The 17185-nt window shown below is 64.2% G+C and carries 13 protein-coding genes; 6 read left to right on the plus strand and 7 right to left on the minus strand.

The window, feature by feature from the left end:
- Positions 1-74: 74 nt before the first annotated feature.
- Positions 75-4019 carry a hybrid sensor histidine kinase/response regulator gene (locus C6W88_RS01945; RefSeq protein WP_108131314.1) on the minus strand — a complete coding sequence of 1315 codons (3945 nt, stop codon included), beginning with the start codon at positions 4017-4019 and terminating at the stop codon, positions 75-77.
- A 391-nt stretch (positions 4020-4410) separates the two neighbouring features.
- Here C6W88_RS01945 and C6W88_RS01950 point away from each other — a divergent pair, with 391 nt between their 5' ends.
- From C6W88_RS01950 to ttcA, 6 genes are all read left to right on the plus strand, one after another.
- Positions 4411-4668: a DUF4212 domain-containing protein gene (locus tag C6W88_RS01950; RefSeq protein ID WP_045992160.1), complete on the plus strand. Its 258-nt coding sequence runs from the start codon at positions 4411-4413 to the stop codon at positions 4666-4668.
- A gap of 38 nt (positions 4669-4706) precedes the next feature.
- A complete protein-coding gene (locus C6W88_RS01955) occupies positions 4707-6500 on the plus strand; it encodes a sodium:solute symporter family protein (RefSeq protein WP_108131315.1) in 1794 nt (597 codons plus the stop codon).
- 102 nt (positions 6501-6602) lie between these two features.
- On the plus strand, positions 6603-8426 hold the full coding sequence (locus tag C6W88_RS01960) for a DUF294 nucleotidyltransferase-like domain-containing protein (protein ID WP_108131316.1): 1824 nt from the start codon (positions 6603-6605) through the stop codon (positions 8424-8426).
- On the plus strand, positions 8423-9115 hold the full coding sequence (locus C6W88_RS01965; RefSeq protein ID WP_308812406.1) for a 3'-5' exonuclease: 693 nt from the start codon (positions 8423-8425) through the stop codon (positions 9113-9115). The genes C6W88_RS01960 and C6W88_RS01965 overlap by 4 nt, the downstream gene beginning before the upstream one ends.
- Positions 9116-9187: 72 nt before the next feature.
- Positions 9188-9427 carry a hypothetical protein gene (locus tag C6W88_RS01970; RefSeq protein WP_231498444.1) on the plus strand — a complete coding sequence of 80 codons (240 nt, stop codon included), beginning with the start codon at positions 9188-9190 and terminating at the stop codon, positions 9425-9427.
- 411 nt (positions 9428-9838) lie between these two features.
- A complete protein-coding gene (ttcA, locus tag C6W88_RS01975) occupies positions 9839-10798 on the plus strand; it encodes a tRNA 2-thiocytidine(32) synthetase TtcA (RefSeq protein ID WP_231498446.1) in 960 nt (319 codons plus the stop codon).
- 160 nt (positions 10799-10958) lie between these two features.
- On the opposite strand, the gene fnr is transcribed toward ttcA, so the two are convergent.
- The 6 genes from fnr to ccoG all read right to left on the minus strand — a co-directional run bounded on the left by fnr (position 10959) and on the right by ccoG (position 17177).
- On the minus strand, positions 10959-11699 hold the full coding sequence (fnr, locus tag C6W88_RS01980; protein WP_045992157.1) for a fumarate/nitrate reduction transcriptional regulator Fnr: 741 nt from the start codon (positions 11697-11699) through the stop codon (positions 10959-10961).
- A gap of 154 nt (positions 11700-11853) precedes the next feature.
- Positions 11854-12540: a sulfite exporter TauE/SafE family protein gene (locus tag C6W88_RS01985; RefSeq protein ID WP_108131317.1), complete on the minus strand. Its 687-nt coding sequence runs from the start codon at positions 12538-12540 to the stop codon at positions 11854-11856.
- Positions 12537-12767 carry a cbb3-type cytochrome oxidase assembly protein CcoS gene (ccoS, locus tag C6W88_RS21835; protein ID WP_231498447.1) on the minus strand — a complete coding sequence of 77 codons (231 nt, stop codon included), beginning with the start codon at positions 12765-12767 and terminating at the stop codon, positions 12537-12539. The genes C6W88_RS01985 and ccoS overlap by 4 nt, the downstream gene beginning before the upstream one ends.
- Positions 12764-15238 carry a heavy metal translocating P-type ATPase gene (locus tag C6W88_RS01995; RefSeq protein ID WP_108131318.1) on the minus strand — a complete coding sequence of 825 codons (2475 nt, stop codon included), beginning with the start codon at positions 15236-15238 and terminating at the stop codon, positions 12764-12766. Before C6W88_RS01995 ends, ccoS begins: the two co-directional genes overlap by 4 nt.
- Positions 15238-15759, minus strand: coding sequence for a FixH family protein (locus tag C6W88_RS02000; protein WP_108131319.1), 522 nt, complete (start codon positions 15757-15759; stop codon positions 15238-15240). The genes C6W88_RS01995 and C6W88_RS02000 overlap by 1 nt, the downstream gene beginning before the upstream one ends.
- A complete protein-coding gene (gene ccoG / locus C6W88_RS02005) occupies positions 15759-17177 on the minus strand; it encodes a cytochrome c oxidase accessory protein CcoG (RefSeq protein WP_231498449.1) in 1419 nt (472 codons plus the stop codon). The genes C6W88_RS02000 and ccoG overlap by 1 nt, the downstream gene beginning before the upstream one ends.
- Positions 17178-17185: the final 8 nt, after the last annotated feature.

Genomic DNA, 17185 nt, shown 5'->3' on the forward strand with positions numbered 1-17185 from the left:
GTCGCCGCCGCCGGTGGGCTGCTTGCCAGCAGGGCTTACGCCGACAGAACTTTCGCCAGCACGGCTCGCGCCGGCTACTGCGGTGCCTGGCTGGCCTGCAGGGTGCGCGTCAGCAGTGCCCGCAGGGCGGCCGGGCGCACCGGCTTGAGCAGCAGCTGGTAGCCACCGCGGCGGACCTCTTCGGCCACCTCCTCGGTGCGGTCGGCGGTGATCACGATGCCGGGCACCGCGCCGGTCAGGCGCTCGCCCAGGGCGTCCAGCGCCATCAGGCCGGTGACCTCGTTGTCCAGGTGATAGTCGGCGAGGATGGCGTCGGGGTCGTCGTCCAGATGGCGCAGCACCGACTTGGCGCCACCGATGGAGGTGGCGGTGAACACCTCGCAGCCCCAGCCCGACAGCATCGCCTTCATGCCCTCGAGGATCAGCGACTCGTTGTCGATGCACAGGATGCGCTTGCCGTCGAGCTTGCTGGCGACCTTGCGCGCAGGCCGGGAGTCAGCGTCCTCGGCCGGGGCCCTGGCCTCGACCCTGGGTACGCTGACCGAGAATACCGTGCCCACGCCGACCCAGGAGCGCACCCGGATGGGGTGGTCGAGTACCCGGCTCATGCGGTCGGCGATGGACAGGCCGAGGCCCAGTCCCTTCTCGCTTTCCTTATGGCGCGAGGCCTGATCCAGGCGACGAAACTCCTGGAAGATCTCGGCCTGCTTGGCCTCGGGGATGCCGGGGCCGCTGTCCCATACCTCGATCAGCAGGCGCTCGCCGCGCCGGCGAATGCCCAGCAGCACCCGGCCTTCCTGGGTGTAGCGGATGGCGTTGGACAGGAAGTTCTGGATGATTCGGCGCAGCATCTGGCTGTCGCTGTCCACCCACAGGGCCGACCCCACCACCTTGAGGTCCAGGCCGCGGTCTTCGGCCATCACCGCAAACTGGGCCTGCAGCGGGCGCAGGATGTCGGTCAGCGCAAAATGGCTGCGTCTGGGAGTCAGCGCGCCGGCGTCCAGCTTGGAGATGTCCAGCAGGGTGCCGAGCAGCTCTTCGGCGGACTGCAGTGAGCTGTCGATATGGCCGATGGTGCGCTTCATGTCCTCGGCGCCCATGTCCTGGGACAACGCCGAGGTAAACAGCCGCGCCGCGTTGAGCGGTTGCAGCAGGTCATGGCTGGCTGCGGCCAGGAAGCGCGTCTTGGAGGCGTTGGCGTCCTCGGCCACCTGCTTGGCCTGGCGCAGGGCCTGCTCGGCTTCGGCGCGCACCCGGTTCTCCTGGCGCAGCGCGGCGTTGGCTTCGGACAGGGCCAGGGTGCGCGAGCGTACCCGCTCCTCCAGGGTCTCGTTGGTTTCCTTGAGGGCGATCTCGGCCCGCCGGCGTTCGGTGATGTCCTGGTAGAGCGCGAAGAAGCCGAGGATCGCACCGCTGTCGCCGAAGTGCGGAGTATAGGTCACCAGCATGTAGCGCAGGCCTTCGTTGGTGATCTCGAGCGAGACCTCGAAGCTGACCCTTTCGCCACTCAGGGTGCGCTGAATCCAGGGAATGCGCTCCTCGGCCATGGTCTCCGGAATCACCTGGGTCACCTTCTTGCCGATGACCTCGTTGCGGTTGATGTTGAAGGCCTGCTCGTAGGCACGGTTGGTAAAGAGGTAGCGACACTCCCGGTCGAAGTAGGCGATCAACGCCGGCACGTTGTCGGTATAGATGCGGATATTGTTTTCCGAGCGGATCAGCGCTTCTTCGGTGCGTTTCTGCTGGGTGATGTCCTGATAGGTGTAGACGAAGCCGCCACCGGGCATGGGGTTGCCCTGGACCTCCAGCACGCTGCCGTCCTGGCGATATCGCACGTAGCGGTGGGGCTGGCCCTCACGAATATTGTCGAGCAGCAATTCCACGTGCTCTTCCGGGTCGCCGGGGCCGTACTCGCCGTTATGGGCGTTGTAGCGGAAGATGCGGTCGATCGGGGCGCCGACACGGATCAGGTGGTCAGGGAAGCGGAACAGCTCCAGATAGCGCTGGTTCCACACTACCAGGCGCAGGTTCTGATCCACCACGCTGATGCCCTGGTTGATGTTCTCGATGGTGGCCTGGAGCAGGGCGCGATTGAACTCCAGCACCTGGGAGGCCTCGTCGACGATGGAGATGACGTCGGAGATGCCGATGCCACGCCCCTGCAGCGCCGAGTTGACGACGATCCGCGCCGACGAGGCGCCCAGCACCGAGGCCAGAAAGCGCTCGGTGAACTGGATCACGTCGATGGACGCTCGGGCACTGTCTTCCAGCGCCTTGCCGTTGCGCCGGGCGTAGTCCGAGAAGGCGCGGTCGACCTGGCCGGCGCTGAGAAAGCGCTGGCACAGCACCTTCAGGTCGCCGACCGTGGTAGCCCCGGTCCAGGGGCGATTGACCGAGGTCTGGCGGGTCTCGACGCTGTCGACGAACAGCGACGCCTGAATCCGTTCCACCACCCGCTGAGGGGTTACCTGGGAGACAAAGATGTAGGCCACCAGGTTGACCCCCAGCGACAGCATCACGCCGTGGGTAAAGCTGTCACCCACGTGCAGGCCGAACAGCGAGGTCGGTGACAGCCAGGCGATCCCCAGCGGCCCACCCTGTAGCCAGCCGGCGGGCAATACACCGGCGTTGATCATCGCTGGCAACAGCAGGGTGTAGGCCCAGATGGCGAAGCCCGCGTTCATGCCGACGATGACCCCCAGGCGATTGCCGCGCTTCCAGTAGAGCCCACCGATCAGCGCCGGAGCGAACTGGGCGGCGGCGGCGAAGGACAGCATGCCGATGGAGGCCAGCGAGGTGAATTCGCCGATCAGCTGATAGAAGCCATAGGCCATGGCCAGGATCACGGCGATGGTAATGCGCCGTGCCCGCAGGACCAGGCGTCCGTAGTCGCGAGCCTTGGTGTCGAACCAGCGCATGCGGAACAGTGCCGGGATGACGATCTCGTTGGAGATCATGATCGAGACCGCCACGGCGGCGACGATGACCATGCCGGTGGCGGCGGAGAAGCCGCCGATAAAGGTCAGCAGGGCCAGCCAGCTCTGGTTGGCGGCCATCGGCAGCGACAGCACATAGGTATCGGGTGATACGTCGGTGCCGGCGAAGATGGTCAGACCGGCGGCGGCCAGCGGCAGCACGAAGAAGGCGAACAGCACCAGGTACAGCGGGAACATCCAGCGCGCGCGGGCGGCGTCGTCGCGGTGGGTGTTCTCGACCACGGTGACGTGGAACTGACGCGGCAGACACAGGATCGCCAGCATGGCCAGCAGGGTCTGGGCCCAGAAGCTCTGGCCGAAGTCCTGCTGGGCCAGTTGCCGCTGCAGCTGCAGGTGGGTGTCGGCCCGGGTCATCAGGTCCTGCAGGCCATCGAACATGCCCCAGGTGACGTAGGCGCCGAGGATCAGGAAGGCCACCAGCTTGACCAGCGACTCGAAGGCCACCGCGTGGATCAGGCCCTCGTGGTGCTCGGTGGCGTCGGTATGGCGGGTACCGAACAGGATGGCGAAGATCGCCATGACGATGGCCACATAGAAGGCGGTGTCACCGAACAGCGGCGCCTGGGTGATGTCGGAGGCGTCGGTGAGCACGGCAAAGGACGTGGACACTGCCTTCAACTGCAGGGCGATGTAGGGCAGGGTGCCGATCAGCGCGACCAGGCTGGCGAAGGCCGCCAGAGACTGGGTCTTGCCGTAGCGAGAGGCGATGAAGTCGGCGATCGAGGTGACGTTCTGATGCTTGGCGACCCGCACCATCTTGGCCAGTACCGGCCAGAACAATAGAAGCGTCAGCACCGGACCGACGAAGATGCTGGCGAACGACCAGCCGGAGGTCGCCGCCTGGCCCACGGCGCCGTGGAAGGTCCAGGAGGTGCAGTAGATCGCCAGCGCCAGGCTGTAGACCAGCGGGCGACGATGGCTGGCCCCCAGGTGGCGTGCACGACGATCGCCGCGCCAGGCGATGGCGAACAGCACGGCGATGTAGAGCAGTGAAACAGCGATCAATAGCCAACCGGCAAACATGGGCACCTCCTCGACGTCAGCGGCCATTCTAGGGCATTGGCGGCCTGCTCGGCAGGGGCGCAGGGTGGTTGACTCGATTCGGGCGCCTGAAGCGCGAAGCATTGACGGAATTTTGCGCCATCAAGGGAAAGGCATTGCCTGGTCTCAAGGCCTTGAATCGCGACTAAGGTGGATTGCACCTTTGTAGTGATAGACCATCGGCTAATATTCCAGAAATGTTTGTAAGTTGCTGAAATATTTAATGCAATGGTTTTCTTGGTGCGGTGCATTTATGCTTTTCGACTAAAGTTATCGTTCCAGGAAAGGCCATTTTGTCTAGTCTGCTTCTCGAGCCTTTGTGTCGTCTTTGCGGCGGCATTTGGCGATCAAACCACTTCTTGAGGGTAGCCTTATGCTAGACAAGAGCGCACAGGCCTACTGGAAACGAAACATACGAACCATCCTCGGCTGTCTGGCCGTATGGTTCATCGTCTCCTATGGCTTCGGCATTCTGCTGGTGGATGTACTCAACAATATCCAGTTCTTTGGCTTCAAGCTCGGCTTCTGGTTTGCACAGCAGGGATCCATCTACACCTTTATCGTGCTGATCATTTTCTATGCCTGGAAGATGAACAAGCTCGATGAAGAGTACGACGTCCACGAACAGTGACACCCGCAAAATAACGTCAATGAACGGGAATTGATTCCATGGATGTACAGCTACTTACCTATATATTTGTAGGGGCGTCCTTCGCGCTCTACATCGGTATCGCGATCTGGTCGCGTGCCGGGTCTACCAAGGATTTCTACGTCGCCGGCGGCGGCGTCCACCCTGCCGCCAATGGCATGGCTACCGCAGCAGACTGGATGTCGGCGGCTTCCTTCATCTCCATGGCGGGTCTTATCGCCTATCTGGGTTACGACGCCTCGGTCTACCTGATGGGCTGGACCGGTGGCTACGTCATGCTGGCCATGCTGCTGGCGCCTTACCTGCGCAAGTTCGGCAAGTTCACGGTGCCGGACTTTATCGGTGACCGTTACTACTCGAATATCGCCCGTACCGTGGCGGTCATCTGCGTTATTTTCGTGTCTTTTACCTATGTCGCCGGTCAGATGCGCGGCGTCGGTATCGTCTTCGCCCGTTTCCTCGAGGTCGAGGTCAATCTGGGCGTGGTCATCGGCATGGTCATCGTGTTCTTCTACGCGGTGCTCGGTGGCATGAAGGGCATCACCTACACCCAGGTGGCCCAGTACTGCGTGCTGATCACCGCCTTCATCGTGCCGGCGGTGTTCCTTTCGATCATGATGACCGGCCACGTGCTGCCGCAGACCGGGCTCGGTGCCACCTTCGTCGATGCCGCCGGCAACGACAGCGGCCAGTACATTCTCGATCGTCTCGACGGTCTGCTGACGGATCTGGGCATCACGCCCTACACCGACGGCAGCCAGCCGATGATCAACGTGTTCTTTATCACCGCCGCCCTGATGTGCGGTACCGCGGGTCTGCCCCACGTCATCGTGCGCTTCTTCACCGTGCCGCGGGTGCGTGACGCCCGGGTCAGCGCCGGCTGGGCGCTGGTGTTCATCGCACTGCTCTACACCACCGCTCCGGCGGTCGGCGTGTTCGCCCGCACCAATATCATCGAGACGGTACACGAGACCAGCTACGAAGAGGCACCGGCCTGGTTCAAGAGCTGGGAAGGCGTGGGCCTGATCGGTTGGCTCGACAAGAACGACGACGGTCGGGTGCAGATGGGGCCGGGCGCGCCGTTCGAGGGCAAGCCGACCTTCGAAAGCGGCCCGCTGGAAGAGGAAACTCCTGGCGAGCACGGGCAGCGGGTGGTGACCAATACGCCTACCGACAGCCCCAACGAGGTCTATATCGACCGCGACATCATCGTGCTGGCCAACCCCGAGATCGGCGGCCTGCCGGCCTGGGTGATCGCCTTGATGGCCGCCGGTGGCGTGGCCGCGGCGCTGTCCACCGCAGCCGGTCTATTGCTGGTGATCTCGGCGGCGGTGTCCCATGACCTGATCAAGAAGCAGATCAATCCCAACCTCAGCGAGAAGGGGGAGCTGCTGGCGGCGCGTAGTGCTGCTGCGGTGGCGGTGGTGGTAGCCGGCTACTTCGGCATCAACCCGCCGGGCTTCGTGGCCCAGGTGGTGGCCTTTGCCTTCGGTCTTGCTGCCTCGTCCTTCTTCCCGGCGATCCTGCTTGGCATCTTCGACAAGCGCATGAACCGCGAAGGGGCCATCGTCGGCATGGTGCTGGGTCTGAGCTTCACCTTCATCTACATCGTCTACACCAAGTTCATCAACACCGATCCTTCGATCTGGTGGTTCGGCATCTCGCCGGAGGGTATCGGTACCCTCGGCATGATCCTCCACTTCGTTGTGGCCTTCGTGGTCTCGCGGGCAACCGCGGCACCGCCGGAGCACATCCAGGAACTGGTGGAGAACGTGCGTGTGCCGAGAGGCGCGGGTGAGGCCCACGCTCACTAGAGCGGGCCGTCAGGCAGGGGCGTCGGCCCACCATCCGTCGCCCCCTGCCAGACGACAACACTCCCCGACCCCGGCCTCGCCGGGGTCGGTCATGGAGCAGACATGATCGACATCGACTTCACTCATCCACCGTTTTCATTGCTCGACGAGGCCGAGCGCGAGCGGGTCCTGGGCGGGCTGGATATCGCCTACTACGGGCGGGATGACGTGATCCTCGATGCAGGGCAGTCCGGCGAGTTCGTCTTTGTGATCCACAAGGGCGAAGTCGCCGAACTGGACCCGGCCGAGGGCCCCGCCGGGGGGCGCATCGGCCACTACACCGGGGGCGATCTGTTCGGTGCCATCAGCGTGATCAACGGCCAGAGCCGTTACCGCTTCGTCGCCGAAGAAGAAAGCCTGTGTTATCTGATGCCGCACACCTTGTTTCTGTCGCTGTGCGAGAACAACGCCGCCTTCTCGGACTACTTTCACCAGCGCCTGATCAGCAAGACGCGCTTGCTGGCCGAACGTCGCGCCGAGGGCGGCGTCACCCTGGCCGGATTCATGCTCGCCCGGGTGAACGAGTGCATGCGTGAGCCGCTCAAGGTCGGCTCGACGACATGCATTCGCGACGCCGTGCTGACCCTCAAGGACAAGGGCGCCGACAGCCTGCTGGTCGAGACGCCCGACGGTCCTGGCATGCTGACCAAGACCGACCTGCTCGAGGCCCTGGTGCTGGAGGGGTGCGACGGTAATGCCGAGGTCGGTGGCATCGCTCATCTGTCGCTGGTGACGGTGGATGAAAGCCAGTACCTGTTCGAGGCACTGATCGAGATGACCCGCCACAAGGTGGCCAGGGTGGTGGTGCTTCAGGGCCAGCGGCTGATCGGTGTCGTGGAGCTGACCGATGTGCTCAGCTTCTTTTCCAGCCGCAGCTACGTGGTCAGCCTGCAGGTCGAGCAGGCGACGACCCTGGCCTCGCTCAGCGAAGCAAGTCAGCGTGCGCCGGAGCTGGTCGAGGCGCTGATGGCCCAGGGGGTACGCATGCGCTTCGCCATGGGCATGCTGTCGGCGCTCAATGGGCGCATCATCAGCAAGGCCTGGCACTTCTCGATGCCGGCCCCTCAGCGCGAGCGCGCCTGTCTGCTGGTGCTCGGCAGCGAAGGGCGCGGCGAGCAGATCCTGAAGACCGACCAGGACAATGCGCTGATCCTGGCCGATGACCAACAGTGGGACGAGCTCAGCGCAGATACCGCGCGGTTCACCAGCGTGCTCGACGATCTGGGCTATCCGCGCTGCCCGGGCAACATCATGGTCTCCAACCCCCAGTGGGTCGGCACCCTTGCGCAGTGGCGCGCGCGCATTCGTCGCTGGGTCAGCGAACCCGACGGAGAAAGCCTGATGCGTCTGGCGGTGCTTGCCGACGCCTCGGGGGTGGCCGGTGACTTTGCCCTGGTGGACCGACTCCACGACGTGCTGATCGAAGAAACACGGGGCAATGAACTGTTGCTGACCCATCTGGCGAGGGGGGTGTTGCGGTTCTCGACGCCCTTGACCCTGTTTGGAACGCTGAAGAAGCCCGAGCACGGCGTCGACATCAAGAAGGGTGGCATCTTTCCCATCGTCCATGGTGTTCGCACCATGGCACTGGAGTGCGGGCTGCGCGAGACCTCGACCCACGACCGGCTGGCGGCGCTGGCGTCACTCGGCCGCATCGAGCGAGTGGTGGCGGAGGATCTCGGCGAGGCGTTGTCGCTGTTCTGTGAGCTTCGGCTTCGGGCGCAGCTGGCCTACCGGCGCGACGATGCCCGGGCCACGGACGCCCCGGACAGGGTGGTGGTGCAGTCGCTCAATTCGCTGGAGCGGGACCTGCTGCGCGAGGCGCTGCATCTGGTCAAGGAGTTCAAGGCCAGCCTGTCCCACCGCTATCACCTGGAGTATGCATGAGTGTCGAGGCAGCCCCCCAGGGCAAGCTGCCTTGGCGTCAATGGTTTCGCTTGGGAGAGTACCCGATGCTGAGAGCGATCAGGCGTGTGGCCGACAGGCGTCGGCAGGCCGATGGCGATTTCGCCTGGCTGTTCAATCCCTATACCGGCGATGAGCTGGTGTCCCTGGACTGCGAAACCACCGGTCTGGATACCCGTCATGCGGAGCTGGTGTCCATCGCTGCGGTGCGCATCCGTGACGATCGCGTCTTGACCAGCGAGTCGCTGGACCTGCGGCTCGCGCGTCCTGCCAGCCTGAGTGGAGACTCCATCTGCATCCATCGCCTGCGAGGGGTCGACCTGGAAGGCGGCCTCGAGGTGCGCGAGGCCTTGACGACGCTGCTGGAATTTATCGGCAATCGCCCATTGGTCGGCTGGTGTATCGACTTCGACCTGGCCATGCTGGATCGCTACCTGAAGGCGGAGTTTGGCTTCTCGCTGCCCAACGCCACCATCGACGTGGCCCAGCAGTACCGCAAGCGGCTGCGCCGAAGTCACCCGGAAATCGAGGTACAGCCGACCTTTGAACAATTGGCAGAGCGATTGGGAGTCCCGATCATGGGACGCCATACGGCCCTGGGCGACGCCGTCACCACGGCGCTGATGCATCTGCGCCTGGAGAGCGGGGCACTCACGGCGCCATCGCGCTGACCCGTTGCCGTCATCCGCGCTGACCCGGTGCCACCCGCACCGGCAACCATTCACCTGCAAGGAGATCCTGTCATGAGTCTGCACTCCATGTTGACCCTTCTCGAGCCCACGCTGCTGGCGCTGGGCCTGGTCTCGGTGCTGGTGGCCTACCTCCAGTACTATCGCCGTACCCGGGACCTGTGGGGCATGGTCAAGTTCTGGGAGAAGCGCCTGACCCTGACCGTGCGCGAGTTTGGCTGGCAACGTGCCGGCATCCTGCTGCTGTTGCTGGGCGTGGTGGTGCGCTATCTGCTGGCGCTGAACGTCGTCTAGGGCTTGTCTGAAAAGTGCCTGCGCTCGGTAATACGGCGTTAAAAATCGTCTGGTGCGCCAGCCCGGTCAAAATGCTCATTTACACCCCGTAAACTGCGCTCTCTCACCGATTTTTGCCTTGTCTAACCTTCGCTCGTCGACTTTTCGGACAGCGCCTAGGGCCTGGCTGACAGGCACTTGCGTTCTTCGACTTGCCAGACCAGACCAGACCAGACCAGACCAGACCAGGCCACGACGCGCAAGGGCGCCACTACGGCGGTGTCGTCCCTGGCGGTTTTCGATGTGCCGCCGACGAAAAGCCCCTGCCGTATTGTCCTCGTCGGGGTAAGCGGTCGCTGACCTCTTCGCCACTAAAGCGTCCGGATGGTAGACTGGCGCCTCTTTCATTTTCAGCCGTGATGTCCCGCTCCCATGTCGCCACAGTCCGCCTCCGCCACCCTGTTCGATCCCCGTACCCCCGAGGATGACCATCTCTCGATCGATGCCGGCGTCAGCCCGGCCGACCCTGCTGCGGGTGGCGATCAGACGGAAGCCCAAGTTCAGGCCAAGGCACGGCGTGAGTTCAACAAGCTGCAGAAGCGCCTGCGCCGCCAGGCCGGTAACGCCATCATCGACTACGGCATGATCCAGGAAGGCGACAAGATCATGGTGTGTCTGTCTGGTGGCAAGGACAGCTACACCATGCTCGAGATCCTGCGCAGCCTTCAGCGCAACGCGCCGGTCAACTTCTCGCTGGTGGCGGTGAATCTGGATCAGAAGCAGCCGGGCTTTCCGGAGCATGTGCTGCCGAACTATCTGGACAGCATCGGCGTGGACTACCACATCCTCGAGCGCGACACCTATTCGGTGGTGAAGGAGAAGACGCCGGAGGGCAAGACCACCTGCGCGCTCTGCTCACGCCTGCGGCGCGGCTCTCTCTATGGCTTCGCCGAGGAGATCGGGGCGACCAAGATCGCTCTGGGCCACCACCGCGAGGACATTCTCGAGACGCTGTTTCTGAACATGTTCTTCGGTGGCAGCCTCAAGGCGATGCCGCCCAAGCTGCTCTCCGACGACGGCAAGAACATCGTCATCCGCCCGCTGGCGTACTGCCGCGAGGCCGATATCCAGGCCTACAGCGAGGCGATGGAGTTCCCGATCATCCCGTGCAACCTGTGTGGTTCCCAGCCCAACCTGCAGCGCCAGGTGGTCAAGGAGATGCTGGCCGAGTGGGAGGTCAAGCATCCCGGGCGCCTCGAGAGCATGTTCAAGGCGGTGACCAATGTGGCGCCGTCGCAGCTGGCGGATCGGCAACTGTTCGACTTCGAGGGGCTGGAGGCCGTACAGGCCGAACGCCAGGCCCGGCGCATCGACGTGGTGGATGCCGGCTGATCTCGCCAACAGCGAATGTGCATGACGCCATGACAGCAAAAGAGGCCGCATCTCCGGATGCGGCCTCTTTCTTGTCACACGCCATCTATTACGCTTTGCTTTCCAGATCCTGGGTACCGGGCGCTGCTGGCCAAGCCCGGCACACTGCCGCCAGGCCCGCTCAGGTAACTTCGGTGTCGGCCAGGGTCGACAGCGCGGTCAGGTCGAGGATATTGACCTCACGTCCCGATACCGCCACCAGATCCTGCTGCTGGAAACGCCCGAGGATACGGCTGACCGTTTCCACCGCCAGCCCCAGGTGATTGCCGATGTCGGCGCGGGACATGGACAGGCGGAAGCTGAACGGTGAATAGCCGCGGCGGCGGAAGCGGTCCGACAGGCCGAGGAAGAAGCAGGCCAGGCGCTGATCGGCGGTCTTGCGTGACAGCAGCTGCATCATCCGGCGGTCCTCTCGCAGCTCCTTGCTCAGGGTGCGAAACAGCTGGGCACGCAGCTCCGGTAGGGTCTGGGTCAGCGCATCGAGGCGGTCGAAGGGAATCTCGCACACCGTGGTGGTCTCCAGCGCCACCACGCTGCCGGGATAGCGGCCGTCGTCGATGCCATCCAGACCAACCAGTTCACTGGGCAGGAAGAAGTTGGTCAACTGAGCTTCGCCGCTGCCTTCGGTGGTGATCTGCTTGAGACTCCCCGATCGGACCGCGAAGACGCTGGTGAAGCGATCTCCCTGCTCGACCAATCGTGTGCCTTTCTTGATCGGCGGGTGACGACGGATGATGGAATCGAAGCGCTCGAGGTCGGCGGTCTCCAGCGACAGCGGAAGGCACAAGGAACTCAGGCTGCAGGACTCACAGCGAGTCTCATGCAGCATGGGACGCCGCCGATCTTGGGCCGTAGGACTCATTCGCAGCTCCTGTGGATCTGGGATCGATATTGACTGGGCCATGGGGAGAACAGACGTCGCCCGTACAGCACGTTGATGGCACTATTCTACACCCTCAGATCAGCTAAAAGTGGCGTCTACCTCTTTAGGATTAATAACTTAGAGGTAGGATGCGTCATTGATGCAGCCCAGTCCAAAGTTGCCAGACGGCAAAGGCGATGATCATGCCAGCGGCGACAAGGCGTGTTGCCCGATGCGCCAGCAGGGCCTGCATTTGTCTGGCGGCGAGGCCCGTCACCACCAGCGCCGGAAGCGTACCAAGACCGAAGCTCGCCATCAGCAGTGCGCCCTCGAGGGGCTCGGCCCGTGCCAGGCTCCAGGCCAGCATCGAGTACACCAGGCCACAGGGCAGCCAGCCCCAGATGGCGCCCAGCGCCACCGCCTGGGGCAGACGCACCACCGGCAACAGGCGTCTGCCTGCGGGTTCCAGGTACCTCCAGAGGTGACGTCCCAGTGCCTCGACGTGACGCAGGCCTTTCCATAGATCGGCAATGTAAAGCGCCATCAGGATCAACATCAGGCTGGCGACGATCTGCATCAGGCCACGCAGGGTCGGCGAAAGGCCGATCACCGAACCCAGGGCGGCAACCAGAGCGCCCGCCACACAGTAGCTGGTGATACGACCTACATTGTAGCCGAGCACAAGTGTGCTCACCCGCCAAGGTTGACGCATGCTGGGTGGGATGGCAAAGGTCAGGGCGCTCATGATACCGCCGCACATGCCAATACAGTGTGCACCGCCGAGCAGGCCAAACACGAAGGCCGCCATCATGGGAGGCAGTTCCAGGCCGGTAGGGTTCACTCAGGCCCTCTGGACGATGGACCACGATCGGATGTCTGCGCAGGCGTTTCGGAAGAGGAAGCGCCGTCATCGGCACCGCGAGTGTCGTCCTCATCCTCGAACAGGATGCGATAGGCGGGGCCTTCGAGGTCCTCGAACTGGTCGTTGCGCACCGCCCAGAAGAAGGCCCAGACCGCCAGGCCCAGCAGGATCAACGACAAGGGTATCAACAGGTAAAGGATGCTCATGGGCCGGGGCTTGCGGTGACGGGTGAAGGCGTCGCGGTCCGCCTGGTGCGTCCACGTCGCAGACGCAGGGCATTGCCGATGACCAGCAACGAGCTGAGTGACATGCCGATGGCGGCAAGCCATGGGGGCACGAAGCCCAGCGCCGCTGCGGGCAGCGCCACGACATTGTAGAGCACCGACCAGGACAGATTCTGGCGAATGATGCGACGGGTCTGACCGGCCACCTCGATGGCTTCGACGATACCCGTGAGCGGTTCGCCCAGCAATACCAGATCGGCGCGGGTGCGGGTGAGGTCGCTGGCCCCGGCCATGGCGATGGCAAGGTCGGCGCCGGCCAGTACCGGCACGTCATTGATGCCATCACCGACCATGGCCACCTTTTCACCCTGTGCCTGTCGCGCCTTCAAGTGCCCGAGCTTGTCCTCGGGGGTGGCCTCGCCACGCCACTGATCGACGCCCAGCGTGCGGGCAAGCTGGCCGACGTTGACTGCGCGGTCGCCCGACAGGATCTCGATGGCAAGCCCCCGCTGGGCGAGGGCGGCGAGGGTCTCGGCGGCGTCGTCACGGGGCTGATCGTCGAGCTTGAACCAGGCCTGGGGCTTGCCTTCGCAGGCCAGCAGCAGCCAAAGCCCTGCGCCAGGGAGCTCAGTAACGGGTTGGCCCAGGCAGGCAAAACGCGGCTGGCCCAGTCGCCAGCGCCGGCCGTCGATCACGCCTTCCACGCCCTGACCCGGGTGATTGCGCAGTTCGCTGGCCTGGCAGCTGGCGTCGCGCCAGGCAGCGAAGGCACGGGCGATGGGGTGCTCCGAGCCGGTCTCCAGTGCCGCCGCCAGGGCCAGATGCCGGCGCTTGGCGGCAGGGTCCATCTCGCCATTGTTGGCGCTTCCTTCGTCGTCGCTCAGCGGCCGGTGTTCGGCGAGTTGCATGCGACCCCGGGTCAGGGTGCCGGTCTTGTCGAAGACGACGCGATCGAGACAGGCCAGGGTCTCCAGCGCATCGGCTCGGGTCACCAGTACCCCGGCACGTCTCAGCCGACCGTGGGCCACGGTCAGGGCGGTGGGGGTCGCCAGCGCCAGGGCGCAGGGGCAGGTCACCACCAGTACCGACAGGGTGATCCACAGGCTGCGGCTAGGGTCGATCAGGCTCCAGACCAGCGCCACCAGGGCGGTGATGACCAGCAGGTTCAACACGAAGCGATGGGCCACCTGCTCGGCCAGGCGGGCGATACGTGGACGATGGGCGAAGGCACGGTCGGTAAGATCGAGAATGCCGGCGGCGCGGGTATCGTCGCCGACGCGGGTGACCATCACTTCGATCGGGCTGTCCATGCACAGGGTACCTGCGTGCACGGCATCTCCCTGGCGACGCAGGCGGGGCAGCGATTCGCCGGTCAGCAGCGACTCGTCGATCTGGGCAAGGCCCGAGGTCAGGGTGCCGTCCGCGGGAATCTGGGCGCCGGGGCTGACCCGAACCCGGTCACCCGGGACCAGCTGACTGGCGGGGATGACGCGTTCATCGCCCTGCTCGTCGAGGCGCACCGCGGCACTCGGCAGCGCGCTGGCCAGGGCATTGCCGCTGCGGCCGTAGTGGGTACGGGCGCGAGACTCCAGGTAGCGTCCGAACAGCAGGAAGAAGGTGAACATGCTGACCGAGTCGAAGTAGCGGTCCCCGGAGTCGCTCACGACCGACCAGGTGCTGGCGACGAAGGCACCACCGATGGCCAGCGCCACCGGCACATCCATGCCCAGCACGCGGGTTCGCAGATCGCGCAGGGCGCCGACAAAGAAGGGTTGGGCCGAGTACAGTACCACCGGAGTGGTCAGCGCCAGCGATAGCCAGGCAAACAGACGCTCGAACTCGGTGCTGAGATCACCGCCGTCGACGTAGTGCGGGATGGAAAACATCAGCACCTGCATCATGCCGACTGCCGCCACGATCAGGCGCCTTATCATCTGGCGCGACTGTTGCTTGAGCCGCTGCTGGGCCTGGTCCGGCTCGTAGGGCTGGGAGGGATAGCCAATGGCGGCCATCTCGGCCAGCAGGCGCGACAGCGACAGGCGTTCGGGATCCCAGCGCACCTGAAGGCGGTGCTGGGAAAGATTGACAGCGCAGCTCTCCAGGCCGTCGAGGGCATTCAGGCGGTGTTCGATCAGCCAGGCGCAGGCGGCGCAGGTGATGCCATCCACCGCCAGGGTCGCTACCTTGGTGTCGCCATCCTGACGCACGAAACGATCCTGCAGGCCCGGATCGTCGAATACCTGATAGCGGGCCTCGTCGGCGGGTGTCGGCGATGGGCGCTCCGGCAGGGCGGTGCGAAAGCGATAGTAGCTGTCCAGGCCGCCGCCGACGATGGCCTGGGCCACCGCCTCGCAGCCCGGGCAGCACAGCGGATGGCGCTGGCCATCCAGGGTGATCGACCAGGGTGCTGTGGCCTCCACCGGGGCGCCACAGTGGTAGCACGAGGCCGCCATCAGAGTCCCGGTGTCAGGCGCACGGAGGTCTCCCGCGGGAACTTTGCCTCGCCGGTCAGGCGCCATTCAGGCTGTCCTGACGCGCCTTCTGCGTGGGGCTGCAGCTGTAGGTACCAGCGATAGCGCAGATTGCGCTCGAGGGTGCCGACATAGTGGCCTGCACGGGTGTGGGTCAGCACCAGGGCCCGGTCGCGGGCGCCATCGGTGGGGAACTTCAGCGCCAGGTCCAGCCGTTGGGGGCGTTCGTCGCCATCGAGCGTTACCACCACGTCGCCGGTGGTGGCGTCGATGCGCAGCTCGGCCGCCAGCCCCAGCGCCTCGGCACGTTGCTGCTTTTCAAGCTGGACGTTGATGGCCAGACCTTCCTTGTAGTAATCGTCCGGCACCGAACCGTCGAAGTAGCGGATCGAGAAGGCCAGGTAGACCATGCTGAAGGTGACCGACGACAGCAGCAGGGCGATCAGGAACCAGGGCCAGAACTGCTTGTACCAGGGCGGCACCTGGGGATCGGACAGGGACATCAGGGGGTAACTCCTATAAAGCGGCTTTCACGTTCGATGGCCACGGACGGATCGTCCTCGGCGAGGACGCGAACGCTGATATCGGCACTGCGTTGTTCCATCTGATCAGGATTCACGCTCAAGGTCATCACCAGTTGGCGGGACTGGTTGGCGGGAACCTCGATGGCGGTGGTGTCGCTCTCGAGACCCTCGATGCCGGCTACCTCGATCACGTAGCGATGAGGGCGGTTGTCGAGGTTACGCACGGTCATGGCGTAGGAGTTGGCGATGCGTCCATCGGTCAGTGTCTGGTAGAGCCGAGCGCGATCGCGCTCCACATCCACATCCAGCGGTGTGCGGTCGGCGATGGTCCAGACGAACAGGCCGATCATCACCACCAGGGCGACCAGGTAGCCGATCAGGCGTGGTCTCAACAGGTGGGTCTTGTTGCCGTCGAGGGCGTGCTCGGTGGTGTAACGCACCAGGCCACGGGGGTAGCCCATCTTGTCCATGACGCTGTCGCAGGCGTCGATGCAGGCGGCGCAGGTGATGCACTGGTACTGCAGACCGTCGCGGATATCGATGCCGGTCGGGCAGACCTGAACACAGAGGTCGCAGTCGATGCAGTGGCCAAGGCCCTGCTCTGCCGGGTCGGCGTTGCGCTTGCGCGGGCCGCGAGGCTCCCCGCGGTGGTAGTCGTAGGACACGATCAGGGTGTCGCGATCGAACATCACCGACTGGAAGCGGGCGTAGGGGCACATGTACAGGCAGACCTGCTCGCGCAGCCAACCGGCGTTCAGGTAGGTGAAGACGATAAAGAAGCCGACCCAGAAATAGGACCAGCCGCTGGCCGAGAGGGTGGCAAGATCCATCACCAGGCCACCGATCGGAGTGAAGTAGCCGACGAAGGTGATGCCGGTGGCCGCCGAGATGATCAGCCAGATGGCGTGCTTGGCGCTCTTGCGCCAGGCCTTGTCGGCGTCCCAGGAGCGCTTGTCGAGCTTGATGCGACGATTGCGCGGCCCCTCGATGCGGTGCTCAACCCAGATGAACAGGAAGGTCCAGACGCTCTGGGGGCAGGTGTAACCGCACCATACTCGACCGGCAAAGACGGTGATGAAGAACAGGCCGAAGGCGCAGATGATCAAAAGCCAGGACAGCAGCACGAATTCCTGGGGGTAGAAGGTGGCGGCGAAGATATGAAATTCGCGCCCCGGCAGATCAAACCAGACCGCCGGTCGATCACCCCAGGGAATCCAGGGCAGCAGCAGAAAACCGAGCATCAGCGCCCAGTTGGCGACCCGACGGACACGCTGGAACACGCCTTTGATCTCGCGTACGTAGATGTGCCGGCGGCTCTCGTACATGCTCTGGCTGTCGGGGGAATGGTGCGGCACCGCAGGGTCGGTGACGTCGTGGGCAGGGATCTTGTCGCTCATGGCAGACT

This window comes from Halomonas litopenaei (assembly GCF_003045775.1).
GTDB lineage: Bacteria > Pseudomonadota > Gammaproteobacteria > Pseudomonadales > Halomonadaceae > Halomonas > Halomonas litopenaei.

Bases quoted from the DNA above. Each gene is read 5' to 3' on its own strand.
- C6W88_RS01945 (WP_108131314.1), bottom strand. From the start codon at position 4,019: ATGTTTGCCGGTTGGCTATTGATCGCTGTTTCACTGCTCTACATCGCC.
- C6W88_RS01950 (WP_045992160.1), top strand. From the start codon at position 4,411: ATGCTAGACAAGAGCGCACAGGCCTACTGGAAACGAAACATACGAACC.
- C6W88_RS01955 (WP_108131315.1), top strand. From the start codon at position 4,707: ATGGATGTACAGCTACTTACCTATATATTTGTAGGGGCGTCCTTCGCG.
- C6W88_RS01960 (WP_108131316.1), top strand. From the start codon at position 6,603: ATGATCGACATCGACTTCACTCATCCACCGTTTTCATTGCTCGACGAG.
- C6W88_RS01965 (WP_308812406.1), top strand. From the start codon at position 8,423: ATGAGTGTCGAGGCAGCCCCCCAGGGCAAGCTGCCTTGGCGTCAATGG.
- C6W88_RS01970 (WP_231498444.1), top strand. From the start codon at position 9,188: ATGAGTCTGCACTCCATGTTGACCCTTCTCGAGCCCACGCTGCTGGCG.
- ttcA (WP_231498446.1), top strand. From the start codon at position 9,839: ATGTCGCCACAGTCCGCCTCCGCCACCCTGTTCGATCCCCGTACCCCC.
- fnr (WP_045992157.1), bottom strand. From the start codon at position 11,699: ATGAGTCCTACGGCCCAAGATCGGCGGCGTCCCATGCTGCATGAGACT.
- ccoS (WP_231498447.1), bottom strand. From the start codon at position 12,767: ATGAGCATCCTTTACCTGTTGATACCCTTGTCGTTGATCCTGCTGGGC.
- C6W88_RS01995 (WP_108131318.1), bottom strand. From the start codon at position 15,238: ATGGCGGCCTCGTGCTACCACTGTGGCGCCCCGGTGGAGGCCACAGCA.
- C6W88_RS02000 (WP_108131319.1), bottom strand. From the start codon at position 15,759: ATGTCCCTGTCCGATCCCCAGGTGCCGCCCTGGTACAAGCAGTTCTGG.
- ccoG (WP_231498449.1), bottom strand. From the start codon at position 17,177: ATGAGCGACAAGATCCCTGCCCACGACGTCACCGACCCTGCGGTGCCG.